This window comes from Peribacillus alkalitolerans (assembly GCF_010882125.1).
Lineage (GTDB): Bacteria > Bacillota > Bacilli > Bacillales > DSM-1321 > Bacillus_BN > Bacillus_BN alkalitolerans.
Genome location: NZ_JAAGVZ010000001.1, coordinates 149,444 through 168,670, shown reverse-complemented (window position 1 = coordinate 168,670; position 19,227 = coordinate 149,444). Strand labels below are relative to the sequence as shown.

Genomic DNA, 19,227 nt, shown 5'->3' with positions numbered 1-19,227 from the left:
CTTATAAACAAGGAGGAGTTTTAATATGGCAGTAAAAGTTGGTATTAACGGATTTGGACGTATCGGACGTAACGTATTTCGTGCAGCACTAAATAATCCAAACGTGGAGATTGTTGCAATCAATGACTTAACAGATGCTAATATGCTAGCTCATCTTTTACAATATGATACAGTTCATGGTTCATTAAAAGAAAAAGTGAAAGTTGATGGAGAATATCTAGTAGTGGCTGGTCACAAAGTAAAGGTATTGGCTGAACGTGATCCTGCTCAATTAGGTTGGGGAGACCTAGGAGTAGAAGTGGTAGTTGAATCAACAGGACGTTTTACTAAGCGTGAAGATGCTGCCAAACACCTTGAAGCTGGTGCGAAGAAAGTCATCATCTCAGCTCCTGCATCTAATGAAGACATCACAATTGTAATGGGTGTTAACGAAGATAAATACGATGCTGCAAACCACCATGTATTATCGAACGCTTCTTGTACAACAAACTGTTTAGCACCATTTGCAAAAGTATTAAATGATAAGTTCGGAATCAAGCGTGGAATGATGACAACTGTTCACTCGTATACAAACGATCAACAAATTCTTGACCTTCCACATAAAGACTACCGTCGTGCTCGTGCAGCAGCTGAAAACATCATTCCAACTTCAACTGGTGCTGCAAAGGCTGTTGCACTAGTATTGCCTGAATTAAAAGGTAAGTTAAATGGTATGGCTATGCGTGTTCCAACTCCGAACGTATCCGTAGTGGATCTGGTAGCTGAACTTGAGAAAGAAGTGACTGTTGAAGAAGTAAATGCCGCATTCCAAGCAGCTGCTGAAGGAGATCTAAAAGGCATCCTTGAGTTCAATGAGCTACCATTAGTATCTAGCGATTACAATGGAAACACTCATTCATCTTCTATCGACGCTCTTTCAACAATGGTAATGGAAGGAAACATGGTAAAAGTACTTTCTTGGTATGACAACGAAACAGGATATTCTAACCGTGTTGTAGACCTTGTTGACTACATTGCGAAAAAAGGATTTTAATAAATACCCGTTTTCTTTATAATGGAAAAGGGATTAAGGGGAAGGGGCGATTACCCCTTCCTTTTTTGACGGAAATAAGGAAACGCTCTTCATTTAAAATCGTTCCCTTGATACAGTTCCAATCCTTTAATGAAATGTATTGCCCTTTACTAGATTAAGGAGGTCATTAGGAAATGAACAAACAATCAATTAAAGACATCGAGGTTAAAGGAAAACGCGTATTTTGCCGTGTGGATTTTAACGTACCTATGCAAAACGGACAGGTGTCCGATGACACAAGGATCCGTGCTGCTCTGCCAACGATCCAATATCTTGTAGAACAAGGTGCTAAAGTCCTTTTAGCTAGCCATTTAGGACGTCCAAAAGGACAAGTAAATGAGGATATGAGATTGACTGCTGTTGCAGTACGTTTAAGTGAGTTGCTTGGTAAATCTGTCGAGAAAACGGATGAAGCATACGGAGAAGCTGTTGAGGGGAAAATTAATTCCATGCAGGAAGGCGATGTATTATTACTAGAAAATGTTCGTTTCTATCCTGGGGAAGAGAAAAATGACGATGAACTAGCTAAGTCATTTGCTAACTTAGCGGATGTTTTTGTCAATGATGCGTTTGGTGCAGCACACCGTGCACATGCTTCCACAGAAGGAATCGCAAAATATATCCCAGCCGTTTCCGGTTTCTTAATGCAAAAAGAATTGGATGTTTTAGGCAAGGCACTTTCTAATCCAGATCGTCCATTTACTGCTATCATCGGTGGAGCAAAGGTAAAAGATAAGATTGGAGTCATTGAAAACTTGCTTGAAAAAGTGGACCACTTAATCATCGGTGGAGGATTGGCATACACCTTCATTAAAGCGCAGGGGTACGAAATTGGTCGATCGTTGCTAGAAGAAGATAAAATTGAACTGGCAAAAACGTTTATAGAAAAGGCAAAGGAAAAAGGCGTACAATTCCATATGCCAATTGATGCGATAGTAGCAAATGAGTTCTCTCCTGATGCTGAAGCGAGGGTCGTAGATATCGATTCCATTCCTTCTGATTGGCAGGCTCTGGATATCGGTCCAAAAACGGGAGAGCTTTATGCTGATATCATCAAAAATTCTAAGCTAGTAATTTGGAATGGACCTATGGGAGTATTCGAATTCGATAAGTTCGCTGAAGGGACAAAAGCAGTAGCTCAAGCGCTAGCTGATTCTGATGCTTATAGTGTAATTGGCGGTGGCGATTCTGCAGCTGCGGTTGAAAAATTCAATCTTGCAGATAAGATGTCTCACATTTCTACTGGTGGTGGAGCATCACTTGAGTTCATGGAAGGTAAAGCGCTGCCAGGTGTTGTCGCATTAAACGATAAATAAATAGCGGTTGTTTTCTTAGATGGGGTAAGTGCTTGCCTCACGATCAATCTTCATTTCGGAAAGGATGGGAAGCATGCGTAAACCGATCATTGCTGGAAATTGGAAAATGCATAAAACAATAGGTGAAGCAAAAAGCTTTTTGGAAGAGGTAGTCAAGCTAGTTCCTTCTAAAGATAAGATGGAATCTGTCATTTGTGCACCTGCTTTATTTCTTGAACAGTTAGTCCAAGGTTCTCAAAATTCTGACGTTGAAATCGGCGCACAGAACATGCATTTTGAAGAAAGCGGTGCTTTTACTGGGGAAGTGAGTCCTGTAGCATTAGCAGACATCGGAGTGAAATATGTTATTTTAGGGCATTCTGAGCGAAGAGAAATGTTTAATGAAACAGACGAATCAGTCAATAAGAAAGTATTGGCTGCCTTCAAACATGGTTTGACACCAATCGTGTGCTGTGGAGAAACACTGGAGCAGCGTGAAAGTGGAAAGACAAATGACTTAGTTGGAGATCAAATCAAAAAGGCTCTGCAAGGTCTTGATTCTGATCAAGTTAAACAAACGGTCATTGCTTATGAGCCAATTTGGGCGATTGGTACTGGCAAATCTTCTACAGCTGATGACGCCAATGAAGTTTGTGCACATATCCGTTCAGTCGTTGCAGGGCAATTTTCCGAAGATGTAGCGGGTGCAGTCCGTATTCAGTATGGTGGAAGTGTGAAGCCTTCTAACATTAAGGAATATATGGCACAACCTGATATTGACGGTGCATTGGTTGGCGGTGCCAGTCTAGAAGCTTCGTCTTTCTTACAGTTATTGGAGGCAGGGCAGAATGAGTAAAGCACCCATTGCATTAATCATCCTAGACGGTTTCGCATTACGTGGAACTACAGAAGGAAATGCGGTAGCTCAAGCGAAAAAACCTAACTTTGACCGATTATGGAATGAATTTCCCCATGCCACGTTAACGGCTAGTGGAGAAGCGGTAGGCTTACCAGAAGGACAAATGGGCAATTCCGAAGTCGGACATTTGAATATTGGAGCGGGCCGAATCGTTTATCAAAGCCTAACACGCGTAAATAAGGCGATTCGTGAGGGTGAATTTGAAAAAAATGAAACCATTACTTCTGCACTAGACCACGTGAAAAAGAACGGCAAGAATTTGCATATTTTTGGTCTATTATCTAATGGTGGGGTACATAGCCATATCGAACATTTATATGCTTTGTTAAAGCTGGCAGCTGATAACGGAGTGGATAAAGTCTATGTTCACGCCATCTTAGATGGACGTGACGTAGGTCCTCAAACTGCACAAGGATTCATTGAAGAGGCAGAAGCGAAAATGAAAGACCTTGGCGTTGGGAAAATCGCCACAGTATCTGGACGTTACTATAGCATGGACCGTGATCAACGTTGGGAACGTGTTGAAAAATCGTATCGATCTATGGTCTATGGAGAGGGTCCAGTATATTCATCGGCACTTGAATGTGTCGAAGACTCTTACCGACATGGAATTTTTGATGAATTTGTCATTCCATCTGTTATAACAGACGAAGAAGGACAACCGATCTCTACGATTCAAGACGATGATGCTGTTATTTTCTATAATTTTAGACCTGACAGAGCAATCCAAATTTCTAATACTTTTACAAACGAAGATTTCCGTTCTTTTGATCGAGGACCGGAGTATCCTAAAAATTTATTCTTCGTTTGTTTGACTCATTTTTCAGAAACAGTGAAGGGTTTTGTTGCATTCAAGCCGACAAACCTAGATAATACTCTTGGTGAGGTTTTAGCGCAGAATAATAAAACTCAACTAAGAATCGCTGAAACAGAGAAATATCCACACGTTACATTCTTTATGAGTGGAGGTCGTGAGAAGGAATTCCCTGGTGAACAGCGCATACTTATCAATTCACCAAAAGTCGCAACCTATGACCTGAAGCCTGAAATGAGCGCATATGAGGTGACGGATGCACTACTTAATCAGATAGCAGCTGATAAGTTTGATGCGATTATCCTCAACTATGCAAACCCTGATATGGTAGGGCATTCTGGTATGCTTGAACCTACCATTAAAGCGGTTGAAACTGTCGATGAGTGCTTAGGAAAAGTGATTGATGCCATCCTTGCAAAAGGTGGTCAAGCGATCATTACAGCCGATCATGGAAATGCGGATGAGGTTGTTACTTTAGAGGGTACTCCAATGACTGCTCATACGACAAATCCAGTCCCTGTCATTGTGACAAATAAACAGGTGACCTTGCGCCAAGATGGGATTCTAGGTGACCTTGCACCAACTATGCTTGAACTTTTAAAGTTAGATAAACCTGCCGAGATGACAGGGAATTCATTAATTCAAAAAAACTAATATCCATTAAAGGAGAGATTTTTGATATGCCATACATTTCTTACGCTTATGCTCGTGAAATTTTAGATTCTCGTGGAAACCCAACTATTGAAGTAGAAGTAATGACTGAATCAGGTTACTTCGGACGTGCACTAGTTCCTTCTGGTGCTTCGACTGGTGAACACGAAGCGGTAGAACTTCGCGATGGCGACAAATCCCGTTACCTTGGAAAAGGTGTTCAAAAAGCGGTTGATAATGTAAACAATATCATTTCAGAAGCAATCATCGGCATGGATGTTACGGATCAAGTTGGTATCGACCGTACAATGATCGAACTTGATGGCACTGAAAATAAAGGTAAATTAGGAGCGAACGCAATCCTAGGTGTTTCAATGGCAGTAGCACATGCTGCAGCTGATTCTGTTGGTCTTCCTTTATACCGTTACCTAGGTGGATTCAACGCTAAGCAGCTTCCAACTCCAATGATGAACATCATCAATGGTGGTTCTCATGCAGATAATAACGTGGACTTCCAAGAGTTCATGATCTTACCTACAGGAGCTCCATCTTTTAAAGAAGCAATCCGTATGGGTGCTGAAGTATTCCATAGCTTGAAAAAAGTATTAAGCGGAAAAGGCTTAAATACTGCAGTTGGTGACGAAGGTGGTTTCGCTCCAAATCTTGGTTCTAACCGTGAAGCTCTTGAAGTAATCATTGAAGCAATTAAAAACGCTGGTTATGAAGCTGGAAAAGACATCTTCCTTGGTATGGACGTTGCTTCTTCTGAGTTCTATAACAAAGAAACAGGCAAATACGACCTTGCTGGAGAAGGACGCACTGGCTTATCTTCAGAAGATATGGTTAACTTCTACGAAGAGCTTGTTAACGAATTCCCAATCATCTCTATTGAAGATGGTTTAGACGAAAACGACTGGGAAGGCCACAAGTTACTAACTGAGCGTATCGGTAACAAAGTCCAACTTGTTGGTGATGACCTATTCGTTACAAACACTAAAAAGCTAGCTCAAGGTATCGAGCAAGGCGTTGGAAACTCCATTTTAATCAAAGTTAACCAAATCGGTACTTTGACTGAAACATTTGATGCAATCGAAATGGCTAAGCGTGCAGGCTACACTGCAGTTGTTTCCCACCGTTCTGGTGAAACAGAAGACGCTACAATCGCTGACATCGCAGTTGCTACAAATGCTGGTCAAATCAAAACAGGATCGCTTTCCCGTACTGACCGTATCGCGAAATACAACCAATTGCTGCGTATTGAAGACGAGCTTGGTGATTTAGCTGTTTACGATGGGATGAAATCTTTCTATAACTTGAAGAAGTAATTTCTCTTTCTAAACCTGCTCCCTGACGAGGGAGCAGGTTTTTTTCGGTTGAAATAAGAAGTCTTTTAATAGCACGCATTAGAAATAGTATTAGGATCTAAAGGGAAAAAGGTAAATAAATACACTAAAATGTTTCTTGTAAAGTTTGTCATTTTTTAAGAATGATTTCATGGATATTAGAAAAATTTTCAAGCTTATTCTCTTAAAAACCTTTTCTCCAGACAAGTAACCAGTAGAAAACAACACTTTTTTTATAATGGACAAAACGTGGAACAAAATTGTGAAACAATAAAATTCGGGGCGTGACAGGCACCCTCCGATGTCTTGATTAATTATAAACTGAATGTTAAGATAATTCAGATTAAAGAGATGAATCTCAATAAAGGATGTGGAGATGAATGAGACTTGGCTTGGAAAATTTTTTAGATTATCTCATTCAGGAGTACAAAGGTAAACGGATCGGACTTGTGACGAATATGACGGGGGTAAACCATCATTTGGTTCCGTCTATCGATTTGTTTTATCAGCATCCTGATATCAACTTGACTGCCCTATTCGGTCCTGAGCATGGGCTACGAGGGGATGCGAAGGAAGGGGTAAAGGTAGGAAATGATATCGATGTAAAAACCGGTCTTCCAGTCTTTAGCTTATACGGTGAAACTAGGATTCCTTCCAAAGAGATGCTGGATACAATCGATGTGATGTTTATTGATTTACAGGATATTGGTTCCCGGTACTACACCTTTATCTACACGATGGCTAATGTGATGGAAGCGTGCGGCAAGTATGGGAAGGAATTTGTCGTGCTCGATCGACCGAACCCAATCAATGGTATTGATGTGGAAGGGAATTTAGTGGAGGAAGGGTTCACTTCTTTTGTCGGTCAGTATCCAATCCCAAATCGCCATGGATTGACCATAGGAGAATTAGCGATTTTGTTTCAACAAGAGTTTCATATTGCATGTGATTTAAGAGTAATTGAGATGACAGGATGGTCAAGGGAGAAGTATTTTGATGAAACAGATTTGTTTTGGGTTCAGCCTACCCCAAATACGACAACGATGGACATGATGCTACTGTATCCCGGTACCTGCCTTGTGGAAGGCACAACGCTATCTGAAGGAAGAGGAACCACTCGGCCCTTTGAATTTATTGGTGCGCCTTTTATAGATGGATATGAACTAGCCAAAAGGATAAACGAAAAAAATATTTCTTCCATTCTCGCTCGTCCTGTTTCGTTTGTTCCAACCTATCAAAAGCATATCAATGTCCGGTGTGAGGGTGTCCAGCTTCATATTACAGAACGGAGGAAGCTAGATTCCTACAAGACTGGTTTGAAAGTGATTGAAACAATCGCTGAACTCTATCCAAATAATTTTCAATTTCGGGAACCAAATGAAGAAGGCTTAGATTTCTTTCATTTGCTTACAGGAACCGATCGCCTGAAAAATATTATTTTAAATGGGACAGTCGATCAGTATTTAGAAGAATGCAAGGAAACCGCTCTCAAGTTCAGAGAGAAAGTGAAAAACTATCATCTTTACTAGTAAAGTGTTAAATTTTGAGTTATTTGGTACAAAAGTTCGAATTTTTTAAAAATATTTGACACAAAATTTCAGGCTCTCTATGATAAGGATAACCGGTATTATTTTCTAAATTATCAGAAATTATTGAATGCGATTACAATTAATGCTTCCATAAAAGGACTGAATTGATATGATCAATGGCGGGCTCTCCCTTATTAGAGAAACCATTTCAGGTATTAATCCATCAGAGCAAAAAGCGGCAAAATACATTTTGGAAAACCCACAAGAAGTCATTAGGCTTTCGGTACAAGAGCTTGCAAAACGGAGTGATTCAAGTTCATCAGCGATTATTAGACTCTGCAAAAATTTAGGCGTGGATGGCTTTCGTGAATTGAAGCTCCGGATAGCTGGGGATTTGCAGACTGCTGCAAATGGAGGAGAAGAATTTAAAGAGGTTCAACCGAATGATGATATTCCTACGCTTATTGAAACGATTACTAATAATAGCATGTACTCCTTGAAGGAAACCGCAAAAGTATTAGATACCCACAAAATAGAACAGGCTGTGGATGCCTTGTATAAGGCAAATCGCATTGATTTTTATGCTGCGGGGGCATCTTTGCTTGCAGCGCTTGACGGCCTGCATAAATTTATGAGAATAAACAAGCATTGTACGGCGTATATGGATTCCCATATGCAACTAACTTCTTCTGTGACCTTGAGTGAAAGAGATGTTGCCGTAGGAATTTCCTATTCAGGCGAGACGGTTCACGTTATTGAGGCAATCAAAAATGCAAAGAAAAACGGGGCTTTGACAATCGGTATTACAAAATACGGATATAGTCGGCTTGCCAAAGAGGTAGATATCCAACTGGAAACGATATCCTCTGAATCGGATATGCGTAGCGCGGCTACTTCCTCAAGAATTGTACAACTGAATGTCATTGATATTTTATTTATTGGTGCAGCCGGAAAGAATTATGACAGCTCCATTGAGTATTTAAGAAAATCAAGAAATGCCATTCAACAAAGTTACCGGGGGAAATAAGGAGGGGGAAGAGTGGAACTGAAACAGGAACGAGTTAATAGGCTGCAGGATTATATCCAAGGGTGCATTGACACCAAGGAGATGCCCGGTGCAGCATTGGCAATTGTCACAAAAGATAAGCTGCTTTTTCAGAAGGCATTCGGAAATGCACATTCTGAGAAAAAGCTCCCCATAAGTACAGAGACCATCTTTGACTTAGCTTCATTGACTAAGGTATGTGCCACACTACCTGCGATTCTTCATCTAATCGAAACTGGAAGTCTTGATCTAAATGATCGAATTTCCCGTTTTCTACCTTTTTTCGCTCAACATGAGATTACGATCAAGCATTTGTTAACCCATTCTAGTGGGCTACCTGCGTCCCTAAATTTCCATCGAAAAAATTACAGTCTAGAAGAAGCAGTTCATGATATTTCTAATTTGTTTAAGTCATTAGAACCTCAGGAGAAGGTCATCTATAGCGATTTAAATTACATAATATTAGGCTTTCTTGTAGAAAAAATTTCCTCTATGAATCTCTCAGAATATGCACGTAAACATATTTTTGAACCTCTTGAAATGATAGATACCTATTTTAATCCCGCAGCAAAGCTGAAAAAGAGAATCGCAGCAACTGAATACCGCGAGCACCTACAAGACTTCCAATGGGGGTCGGTTCACGATGAAAATGCCACTGCCTTCGGTGGAATTAGTGGACATGCGGGGCTTTTCTCTACATTAGGAGATTTAACGAAATATGCCCAATGTTTATTGAATAAGGGGACCTATAAAGGGAAAGAAATTTTTTCCCCTTTTACATTAGAAGCCTCCTTCAGGAATTATACGGAGAATCTCGGAATCTATCGCGGATTGGGCTGGCAGCTGGTCGATAATGATTTATCTCCTGTTGGGCATATTTTTCCTCAGGATAGTATTGGCCATACAGGATTTACAGGTACATCCTTTTGGTTCAATTCAAGGCTTGGTTTTGCTGTCATTCTTCTCACTAATAGAGTCCACTATGGGCGTGAAACAGATATCATTCGTTTTCGGAAAATCGTGCATTCCTTAATTACAATGGCACTGGAAGTGTAAGTGAAAGTTTTTTTGACTTGAAAGGGGTGATGGATTTAGGGGAGGTTATTGAAATCTAATAATGGATTAATAACAAGGGGGAATGGTGATGAAAAAATGGTTGGCACTGATTCTTGTTGCGTTGATGATCATTGGATCTTTAGCGGGATGCTCTAGCAAGTCGTCAGCGGATAAAAAAGATGGAAAGACCGTAACGGTATGGAGCTGGCGCAGCCAAGATAAAGAGATTTGGGAAAAAGTACAAAAAGCTCTTAATGAAGCGGGAAAAGATATCACGATCAAATTCCGTGGCGTCACACCTACCCAGTATGACGCAACACTTCAAACGGCTATGAATGGCGGAAAAGGACCGGATATCTTAACCCTACGGGCCGGCGCTGGTATCACCAAGTATTCGGATGCTAAACAAATCGTAGCCTTGGATGAGATTGCCGGCTTAAAAGATTTCTCTGAAGGTATCGTATCACAAGTAAATTCGGATGGAAAAACTTTTGCAGTACCATTCGCCGTGCAAACTTCTCAATTCTTCTATAATAAAGATATTTTTACGAAATATAACCTTTCTGAGCCAAAGACTTGGGATGAGTTAATCAAAACAATGGAAACGTTAAAATCCAATGGTGTTACTCCAATGGCCGTTTCCGGTCGTGAAGGCTGGGCGCTGAACCTAATTGCTGACTCTGTAGGGGCAACATCGTTAGGGGATGATTGGGTAAAAGGATTAATAGAAGGTAAAAACAAATTTAGTGATCCGCAATTTGTCGATGTTTTAACCCGTATCAATGACTTGAAAAAATATTTCCAAGATGGATATTCAGCATCAAGCTATCAGGATATGCAAACCTTGTTCACGCAAGAGCAAGCTGCAATCATTTTGGATGGTATCTGGTCCGTTGGAACATATAAGGAACAAAACCCTAATATGAAAATTGGAAGCTTCATGGCACCATCCGTAAATGCTGGAGAGGAATCTCATATTTATGCGTTTGTTGATGGAGGATATGGTTTGAATGCAAAAGCCAATAACAAAGACTTAGCCTTGGAAGTACTTTCGTATACAGCAACGAAGGATTATGGACAGCTTTACACGGATACATTCGGAGAAATCTCCGCCTATCCTGGAGTTAAGGCAGCAAATGCTTCTGAGTCGTTGACACAAGCAATGGATCGTTTTGAAAACAATTCGATCAATCAGCTTTTCCGTATCCGTTCACCATTTGATTATGGAGATCCTGCTGTCGGAACACTTCTTTCAGCAGGTATGCAATCCATGTTTGCAGGAAAGCAAACACCTCAGCAATTGGCAGATCAGGTTCAAAAGGATCTATCTAAGTGGTATAAACCATTCAAAAAATAACAATGAAAACGAGGCTGGCCCTACCTGGGTCAACCTCGTATTTTTAATCGGACAATGGAAGGAGGAAACGGAGTGTCAAATCCAATCGAACTGCAGGCGAAGCAGGTACCTATAGAGACTGTAAAAAAGCCAGGTCTTGGTTTAAGGATTAAAAAATATTCTTTTTTATTAATGCTATTACCAGCTCTCGTTTTATATGGACTCTTTATTTTGTACCCATTTCTCAGCAGTATCATTATGAGTTTCTTTGAGTGGAGCGGAATTGGTCCGATGGATCAATGGGTTGGTTTCGGTAATTATGTTAAATGGCTTACCGAAGAACCCTTTTCCACAATGTTTTATCGTGCTCTAGGACATAATGCCATAGTGTTTGTCATTAATATCATTTTCAGTATTTTCTTTGGGATGTTTATTTCTTACTTGCTTTCTCAAAAAATTAAAGGCGCTGGAATATATAAAACTCTATTTTTCATGCCGCACACTTTTTCTTTGGCAGTTGTAGCCTTTTTATGGGGATTAATGCTGAACCCGCAATGGGGAGTAATTAATCGGTTATTGAAAACAATCGGCCTTGACCAATTAGCACTTCCGTGGCTTGGCGACGAGCACACTGCACTGCCAGTCATCATTTTAATCGGGTTATGGCATAGCTTAGGCTTCCCGATACTTGTATTTTTAGCTGCGATGATAAGTATTCCAAAGTCTTTGATTGAAGCAGCAGTTGTGGATGGAGCCTCTTCTTTTAAAATTTTTACAAAAATTGTTTTTCCTCTCTTGCTCCCACCAATGCTTACTATAGCTGTTTTAACCTTCATCGGCAGCTTTGGAACATTTGAGCTAATATTCTTGCTAGAAGGCTCTGAGGCAGGTCCGTTTTATTCCACGGACGTTTTAGGGACGTTATTTTATAGGACAGCATTCGGGGGAATGGGAAGTACGGCTACCGGAATGGGATTAGGTGCTTCCTTGGCTACGATGATGTTCATCATTGTTATTCCTATATCATTAATTGCCGTTTATCTTCAGAAAAAATTCGACGTGAAGTATTAGGGGTGTAGACTATATGAATATTTTATCGAGGAAAATCAAATTTAATTGGATTATCGTCCACCTATTTCTCATTGCATATTCCTTGACGGTTGTATATCCGGCAATTCTCGTTATCTTTAACTCTTTCAAAACAACACAGGAGATTTTTTCTGCGCCATATGGATTGCCTAAATCCTTTTCCTTCGTCAATTATATTAACGCCTGGAATGAAGCAAATTTCGGTGTTTATTTTAAAAACAGCGTATTTGTTACGTTAGTATCTGTTTTTCTCGTTTTGTTACTAGCCTCTCTTGCGGCATATGTACTTGCACGTTTCAAATTTAAGGGGAGCTTCGTAATTTATTTCATCTTTCTGCTAGGGTTAATGCTCCCAATCCGTTTGGCTATCATCCCCTTGTATATATTGGTTCGTGATTTAGGATTGCTAGATACCTATACAGGGTTAATTCTCGTTTATGTAGCCAGTGGACTATCCTTTTCTATCTTTATTCTATATACCTTCTTCAAAAGCATTCCGGAAGAAATGGTGGAGGCGGCTAAAATAGAAGGGGCTAATTCATTTCAAATCTACTATAAAATTATGCTGCCATTGGTACGTCCGGCGCTGTCGACAGTGGCCATCTTTAACTTTATGTCCTTCTGGAATGATTTCTTCTTTCCGTATATCTTGATTAAAGAAGAGAGTTTATACACTGTTCCAGTAGGGATTACGAGTTTTTTTGGGGAATATACAACGGATTGGAGTCTTTTGTTTGCTGGATTAGCACTATCTATTATTCCAGTCGTCATTGTATTCTTTGTGATGTCTAAACAGTTCATTGAAGGACTGACAGCTGGGGCTATTAAATAATAGGTCTGGAGGGTGTATATTATGGAACTAATTGAACATCTAGCAACTGAAAGAAGAAACAGGGAAACCAAATATATTGATCGACAATCTATAGAAGAGATTCTTTATTCCATTAATAAGCATGATGAAATGGTGGCAACAAAGGTAAAAGAAGAAATTCCATCGATTTCGAAAGCGGTGGATGTGATAGTTGAAAGTTTCAAAAAAGGCGGAAGGTTATTCTATGTAGGTGCTGGTACGAGTGGTCGACTAGGGATTCTTGATGCAGCGGAATGTCCACCGACGTACGGTACAAATTCAGAACTTATACAGGGGTTAATTGCAGGTGGCTATACTGCTATTTTGAAAGCAGTAGAAGGTGCCGAGGATGATGAGGAATTGGGCAGAGAAGATTTGAAGCAAAAACAGGTTGGTTCAACCGATACCGTAATCGGAATTGCCGCGAGTGGTCGTACACCCTATGTAATTGGGGCACTTAAGGAAGCGCGCGAAAGAGGGGCTAAAACGGTTGCTTTTTCCTGTAACAAATTAGCATTAATGAACCAATATGCTGATATACACATTGGCGTGGAAGTAGGACCAGAGGTCATAATGGGTTCGACTAGGATGAAAGCAGGGACTGCACAAAAGCTTGTACTAAATATGCTGACTACAGCCTCCATGATTAAATTGGGCAAGGTGTATGAAAATCTTATGGTGGATGTCCAGCCTACAAATCTTAAACTGATTCACCGTGCAAAACGAATAATTTCCTTGGCTACCAACTGTAATCGTGAAGAAGCAGAAGATCTTTTTGTTCGTTCAGGAGGGCATTTAAAAGCAGCCATAGTTATGCACAAATTTGGATGTGACAAAACAACTGCAGAGCAAAAATTAAACGCTGTAAATGGATTTTTATTTGAAGCAATAAGAAGAGATTAGGGCGATTCTCTTGAAATAACCAATCCCAATACGAAGAACGGATCCAAATTTATTTTGGATTCTTTTTTTGTACTTTTAGAAAGTATAAATTGGCAGCAAAGAAGTAAGTCGGCGTCGTGGTCAATTTTAGGAATAAAGTATAAGTGCAACTATGCAATCGCCAGCGCTTAGGCTTGGCGCTAGCCAAGTTTTCTAATGAATTTAGATATTTTAATATAATAAAAACTATTATACTAGGTTGACATAATTAATAGGTTGTTGTAGCCTATTAAATATAACTTAATATGACCTCACTTTTATCAGTGAGGTAGAGGCGCGATATTTAACAGTCTTTAGTGGAGTTCGAGAAGCTATGATGCTAGAGAGAAGGAAATGTCGCCGAAGTTAGTAATATTCTCAGTATTACTTGCTGGGTCTGTAGTTAAGAACTGCAGGACTGTCTCAATAAACATCCCGGTTTATTGAGTTGAGCTATCTCATTTTGGGAAAAGAAGAGGACTTTAGGGCAACTACGTACACTACGACCTGAGTTTATCTCAGGTCGTTTTTTTTATTTCATTTTATGTAATTATTTAATAAAAGGAGAGTACTAATATGAGAAAACAATTTTCTTTCATTATGGTTTTAATCATTTCAGCTATGATTCTATTAGCTGGATGTGGAAAAAGTAGCGACTCCGGCTCAGGATCAACAGAAGGTGATACATTTAAGGTAGGTCTTGAAGCGGGTTATGCCCCATTTAACTGGACTCAAAATGATGATTCCAATGGCGGTGTGAAAATCGAAGGCAGTTCGGAATATGCTGGCGGTTATGACATAGAAGTAGCAAAAAAAATCGCAGATGGATTAGGAAAGAAATTAGTCATTGTTAAAACAGAATGGGATGGTCTTGTACCGGCATTGACTTCAGGGAAAATCGATGCGATCATCGCAGGGATGTCCCCTACTGCAGAACGAAAAGAAACGATAGACTTCTCGGACAACTATTACAAATCAAACCTTGTTATGGTTGTGAAAAAAGGTGGAAAATATGAAGGTGCAACTTCCATCCAAGATTTCAAGGGAGCAAAAGTTACAGCACAATTGAATACCTTCCACTATACAGTGATTGATCAAATTGAAGGCGTAAAGAAAGCTACTGCTATGGACAACTTCCCAGCAATGCGAGTTGCGCTTGAATCAGGAATGATAGATGGGTATGTTTCAGAGCGGCCTGAAGCAGTAAGTGCTTCAGCAGCCAATGAAAATTACGCAATGGTTGAATTTACAGATGGATTCCAAACATCTGAAGATGATACAGCTATTGCTGTTGGCCTTAAAAAAGACAGTGAGTTAACAGACACAATCAATGAAATTCTAAAAGGGATTTCAGAAGAAGATCGTACTAGCATCATGGATGAGGCAATTAAAAACCAACCTGCAGCAGAATAAAAATCATGTGAGACCGGCTGTAGCAACTTACAGTCGGTCTTATTATTAAAGGAGGAGAAAGAGGATGAGCTTCGAGTGGGTAGTGAAAATTATTTCAGAGAATTGGCCTATGTTCCTTCGAGGAGCAGGTTTAACACTTCTTATAGCACTTATAGGTACCCTCATTGGGGCAATTATTGGTTTATTGGCAGGGGTAATTCGAACGATTCCAGAACCTGAAAGAGGTCCCAAAAAAGTAGTTCTTAAAGTAATAAACTTCATTCTTTCCATATATATAGAATTTTTCCGTGGAACCCCGATGATTGTACAAGCGATGGTTATTTATTATGGTTCCGCTTTAGCATTCGGTATCGATATGAATGTTTTGTTTGCCGCAATCCTTGTAGTTTCGATCAATACAGGAGCTTATATGGCGGAAATTGTTCGTGGTGGCATTGAATCGATTGACAAAGGACAGTTTGAAGCTGCCCATGCGATTGGCATGACCCATTTTCAAACGATGTTTACTGTCGTTTTACCACAAGTCATTCGCAATATCTTACCTGCAACGGGCAATCAGTTTGTTATTAACATCAAAGATACTTCAGTTCTAAATGTTATTTCAGTAACAGAATTATATTTCCTGACAAAGTCAGTTGCAGGAAACAATTTCAGATATTTTGAATCATTTTTTGTCGCCTGTATGATTTATTTCGTCATGACCTTTATGGTGACAAGAATTCTACGTTATTTCGAACGAAAATTAGACGGTCCTGATAACTTTACAGTGATTGGAAATCAAGAACAGCAATACACGACGGTTCATACAACAAACCTTAAGAGTGAACACCAATAAGGGAGAAGGAGGAGATCACGTGGAAAAAGTCATAGATATTCAACATTTGAGCAAATCCTTTGGAACAAATGAAGTGCTAAAAGACATTGATTTTTCAGTGGAAAAAGGAGAAGTAGTAAGCATTATCGGTTCTTCTGGATCTGGTAAGTCGACTCTTTTACGTTGTATTAACCTGCTGGAAAAACCATCAGGCGGCCAAATCATCTATAAAGGTGAAAATATCTTAGATGACAAACATGATATTCCCACATACCGTAGAAAGTTAGGAATGGTATTCCAACAATTTAATCTGTTCAATAATCACAATGTATTAAACAATTGTGTGGTAGGACAAGTGAAGGTCTTGAAACGCACAAAGGATGAAGCTGAAAAGGTAGCTATGAAATACTTGAAGACTGTTGGTATGGACAAATATATAAACGCAAAACCAAAGCAATTATCAGGTGGCCAAAAACAACGTGTGGCAATCGCCAGGGCACTATCCATGGAACCGGATGTGATGTTATTTGATGAACCAACATCTGCCCTTGATCCAGAAATGGTTGGTGAGGTCCTGAAAGTAATGAAGGAGCTTGCAGAATCAGGTTTAACGATGATGATTGTAACCCATGAAATGGAATTTGCAAAAGAAGTATCGGACCGAGTGGTATTTATGGACAAAGGGGTTATCGCTGAGGAAGGTAGTCCTGAGCAAATTTTTAACCATCCGACTCAAGAGCGAACTAAGGAATTCTTAAAACGAACCCTAAAGGCCTAAAAGTGAGGGATTTCCCTCACCTTTTTCTTACCTATTTCGATATTCACGAATCATTTCAAGCTGGAATTTTTCAAGGAAGACGCCAATCAGCATGCTCATAATCAAAAATGGATAGTATCGATGTATAGCAAGAAACAGTGAATTATAGCTCCAGAATGAATCGATAAAGCTGCCTATCTGTAAGCTGGAAATAAAGATTAAGATATGCGTCGTAAGCCAAACAATCGATAGGGTAGTTGTCCCAAATCTACTTAAAGCCGCAATGGCTGCAATAATGGCTGTAAATAAAGCCAAGGTTGTAATATTAGAAGGAAGCCATATACTAGAGCGACTAGTTTCTTCTGTCGTTTTTAAAAATAGATTACCCAGAAATAAGATACTGCTTAAATAGGAAAAGAATATAACCGATCTTTGAGGACGATATTTAGACAGGAATAGCAAAAGGCTTGAAATAACCAATAGAATTCCTTCAAGTATGTTCATATCTACGAAAATAAGAGCTATAGCCCCTAAAACGGCTAGTATGATATTCAATCCATCTATTTGTCGGATGATATTCATGAACATAAATGATTTCACTCCTTTTCCAACTTTTTCAATATTATACCCTATTCTCTTGAAGGAAGTCCTTCTGTAGCAAAAGAAACTATTAATAACGTAATAAGCGCGAAGGAAAACAAGCATTGTGGAATAATGGATATTATGGTACATTTAAAATAATTGCTTACAGGATCAGGAGGTGGAACTGCATGCATACATTTTTAGTAGTTCTTCTTGTATTAGTTAGTATCGGACTTATCGTTTGTGTATTGCTTCAATCTGGTAAAAGTGCTGGATTATCTGGCGCGATCTCAGGTGGCGCTGAACAGCTATTTGGGAAACAAAAAGCTCGTGGCATCGATTTAGTTCTACACAGAATCACCATTGTTCTGTCTGTATTATTCTTTGTATTAACAATCGCTGTTGCGTTCTTCGCATAATAGCTTATCAGTAAAGCATAAAACCCGGCTAAATGCCGGGTTTTTATATTACATAGTAAAAATTTTTTGAACTTAGAGCAGTGTCTAGTACGACGTTTAGGACGTACTATTGCCGACAATGCCACAGGACTTGGCGGTTCTTAGCTGACGTTCTCTATTTCCGGGGCGCTTCCGCTTTTCTGATTGTCTAGCTGCAGGTGCTATCGGCGACGCACAGGATGTGCTAGTGCCGACGTCGCCACAGGACGTGGCGATTTTAGTCGGCCTCGAGGTCATAAGCCAATCCGTCCGGAAGGTGCAAACCAACCTTCCAGCCGGCTTGTCTTATGCTTGACTTCCACAGGATGTGGTGATGTCAGCGTTCGCCACAGGACGTGGCGGTTCTTTAGCTGACGTTCCTTCATTAAAGCGCCTTCCGCTTTTCTGTTAATCAAACGTTTGATTAACTTTTATAAAGGCCTCAAATTTCACATTCTGAAAGAAAATGGGTCATAATAATACTATACAATCTCAACTAGAAGGACCAGATTTAAAGGAGTAGAAGAAGATATGAAAATCAAAATGCCACAACCATTCACTTTCGAGGGTGGGAAAAGAGCAGTATTGTTGTTACATGGATTTACAGGGAATTCTGCTGATGTTAGGATGCTGGGGCGGTTTTTAGAATCAAAGGGGTATACATGTCACGCTCCTCAGTATAAAGGCCATGGTGTCCCACCAGAAGAACTCGTACATTCGGGACCAAACAATTGGTGGAAGGACGTCATGATGGCGTACGACTTTTTGAAAAGCAAAGGGCATAAAGAAATTGCGGTAGCAGGACTTTCACTTGGCGGCGTATTTTCATTGAAATTAGGTTACACTGTACCTATAAAGGGTATCGTACCAATGTGTGCGCCTATGTATATTAAAAGTGAAGAAGTGATGTACGAAGGAGTATTGGAGTACGCAAGAGAATATAAAAGAAGAGAGGGCAAATCTCCAGAACAAGTAGAACAGGAGATGGAGCAATTCTCTAAAACACCAATGAATACTTTAAAGGCACTTCAAGAACTCATTGCCGATGTCAGGAACCATGTTGATGAGATCTATGCCCCGACATTTGTCGTACAGGCAAGACATGACGCTATGATCAATACGGATAGCGCAAACATCATTTACAATGAAGTTCAATCAGATTTGAAGGAAATAAAATGGTTCGAAGAATCAGGTCACGTCATCACACTCGATAAAGAGCGTGAACAATTGCATGAAGACGTTTATCAATTCTTAGAAAAGTTGGACTGGGAGGAATAATTCATTCCTGCCCTTAGCATATATCC

Annotated in this window: 18 protein-coding genes and 1 riboswitch; of the genes, 17 read left to right on the top strand and 1 reads right to left on the bottom strand. The window is 39.8% G+C overall.

Annotated features, from left to right (window positions below; genetic code table 11):
* The first annotated feature begins 25 nt into the window (after window positions 1–25).
* From gap to G3O09_RS00760, 15 genes are all read left to right on the top strand, one after another.
* Complete coding sequence (gap, locus tag G3O09_RS00830; RefSeq protein ID WP_163099103.1) at window positions 26–1,033, top strand: type I glyceraldehyde-3-phosphate dehydrogenase; 1,008 nt, start codon at window positions 26–28, stop codon at window positions 1,031–1,033.
* A 173-nt stretch (window positions 1,034–1,206) separates the two neighbouring features.
* The gene (locus G3O09_RS00825; RefSeq protein ID WP_163099101.1) at window positions 1,207–2,388 is read left to right on the top strand and encodes a phosphoglycerate kinase; all 1,182 of its coding nucleotides are present in this window, start codon (window positions 1,207–1,209) and stop codon (window positions 2,386–2,388) included.
* A 73-nt stretch (window positions 2,389–2,461) separates the two neighbouring features.
* Entirely contained in the window at window positions 2,462–3,223 is a 762-nt protein-coding gene (tpiA, locus tag G3O09_RS00820; RefSeq protein WP_163099099.1) for a triose-phosphate isomerase, read from the top strand.
* Entirely contained in the window at window positions 3,216–4,754 is a 1,539-nt protein-coding gene (gpmI, locus tag G3O09_RS00815) for a 2,3-bisphosphoglycerate-independent phosphoglycerate mutase (RefSeq protein WP_163099097.1), read from the top strand. The genes tpiA and gpmI overlap by 8 nt, the downstream gene beginning before the upstream one ends.
* Window positions 4,755–4,780: 26 nt before the next feature.
* Window positions 4,781–6,076, top strand: coding sequence for a phosphopyruvate hydratase (gene eno, locus G3O09_RS00810; RefSeq protein WP_163099095.1), 1,296 nt, complete (start codon window positions 4,781–4,783; stop codon window positions 6,074–6,076).
* Window positions 6,077–6,474: 398 nt separating this feature from the next.
* Entirely contained in the window at window positions 6,475–7,623 is a 1,149-nt protein-coding gene (locus G3O09_RS00805; protein WP_163099093.1) for an exo-beta-N-acetylmuramidase NamZ family protein, read from the top strand.
* Between the two features lie 169 nt (window positions 7,624–7,792).
* Window positions 7,793–8,650, top strand: a complete 858-nt coding sequence (locus G3O09_RS00800) for a MurR/RpiR family transcriptional regulator (protein ID WP_163099091.1) — start codon at window positions 7,793–7,795, stop codon at window positions 8,648–8,650.
* A gap of 12 nt (window positions 8,651–8,662) precedes the next feature.
* Window positions 8,663–9,724, top strand: a complete 1,062-nt coding sequence (locus tag G3O09_RS00795) for a serine hydrolase domain-containing protein (protein WP_240338289.1) — start codon at window positions 8,663–8,665, stop codon at window positions 9,722–9,724.
* 88 nt (window positions 9,725–9,812) lie between these two features.
* On the top strand, window positions 9,813–11,081 hold the full coding sequence (locus G3O09_RS00790) for an ABC transporter substrate-binding protein (RefSeq protein ID WP_163099089.1): 1,269 nt from the start codon (window positions 9,813–9,815) through the stop codon (window positions 11,079–11,081).
* A 72-nt stretch (window positions 11,082–11,153) separates the two neighbouring features.
* Complete coding sequence (locus G3O09_RS00785) at window positions 11,154–12,131, top strand: carbohydrate ABC transporter permease (RefSeq protein ID WP_163099087.1); 978 nt, start codon at window positions 11,154–11,156, stop codon at window positions 12,129–12,131.
* Between the two features lie 13 nt (window positions 12,132–12,144).
* Window positions 12,145–12,981, top strand: coding sequence for a carbohydrate ABC transporter permease (locus G3O09_RS00780; RefSeq protein ID WP_163099085.1), 837 nt, complete (start codon window positions 12,145–12,147; stop codon window positions 12,979–12,981).
* Between the two features lie 21 nt (window positions 12,982–13,002).
* Entirely contained in the window at window positions 13,003–13,902 is a 900-nt protein-coding gene (gene murQ / locus G3O09_RS00775; RefSeq protein WP_163099083.1) for an N-acetylmuramic acid 6-phosphate etherase, read from the top strand.
* 300 nt (window positions 13,903–14,202) lie between these two features.
* A riboswitch (Lysine riboswitch) is annotated at window positions 14,203–14,384 on the top strand.
* Window positions 14,385–14,496: 112 nt separating this feature from the next.
* Window positions 14,497–15,333, top strand: a complete 837-nt coding sequence (locus tag G3O09_RS00770; protein WP_163099081.1) for a transporter substrate-binding domain-containing protein — start codon at window positions 14,497–14,499, stop codon at window positions 15,331–15,333.
* 64 nt (window positions 15,334–15,397) lie between these two features.
* The gene (locus G3O09_RS00765) at window positions 15,398–16,168 is read left to right on the top strand and encodes an amino acid ABC transporter permease (RefSeq protein WP_163099079.1); all 771 of its coding nucleotides are present in this window, start codon (window positions 15,398–15,400) and stop codon (window positions 16,166–16,168) included.
* A gap of 19 nt (window positions 16,169–16,187) precedes the next feature.
* Window positions 16,188–16,925 carry an amino acid ABC transporter ATP-binding protein gene (locus G3O09_RS00760; protein WP_163099077.1) on the top strand — a complete coding sequence of 246 codons (738 nt, stop codon included), beginning with the start codon at window positions 16,188–16,190 and terminating at the stop codon, window positions 16,923–16,925.
* A 27-nt stretch (window positions 16,926–16,952) separates the two neighbouring features.
* Here G3O09_RS00760 and G3O09_RS00755 read toward each other — a convergent pair whose 3' ends face one another.
* On the bottom strand, window positions 16,953–17,492 hold the full coding sequence (locus tag G3O09_RS00755; protein ID WP_163099074.1) for a hypothetical protein: 540 nt from the start codon (window positions 17,490–17,492) through the stop codon (window positions 16,953–16,955).
* 182 nt (window positions 17,493–17,674) lie between these two features.
* On the opposite strand from G3O09_RS00755, the gene secG reads away from it, so the two are divergent.
* Both secG and G3O09_RS00745 read left to right on the top strand, forming a co-directional pair.
* Window positions 17,675–17,905, top strand: a complete 231-nt coding sequence (gene secG, locus G3O09_RS00750; protein WP_163099073.1) for a preprotein translocase subunit SecG — start codon at window positions 17,675–17,677, stop codon at window positions 17,903–17,905.
* A gap of 549 nt (window positions 17,906–18,454) precedes the next feature.
* Window positions 18,455–19,201 carry an alpha/beta hydrolase gene (locus G3O09_RS00745; protein ID WP_163099071.1) on the top strand — a complete coding sequence of 249 codons (747 nt, stop codon included), beginning with the start codon at window positions 18,455–18,457 and terminating at the stop codon, window positions 19,199–19,201.
* Window positions 19,202–19,227: the final 26 nt, after the last annotated feature.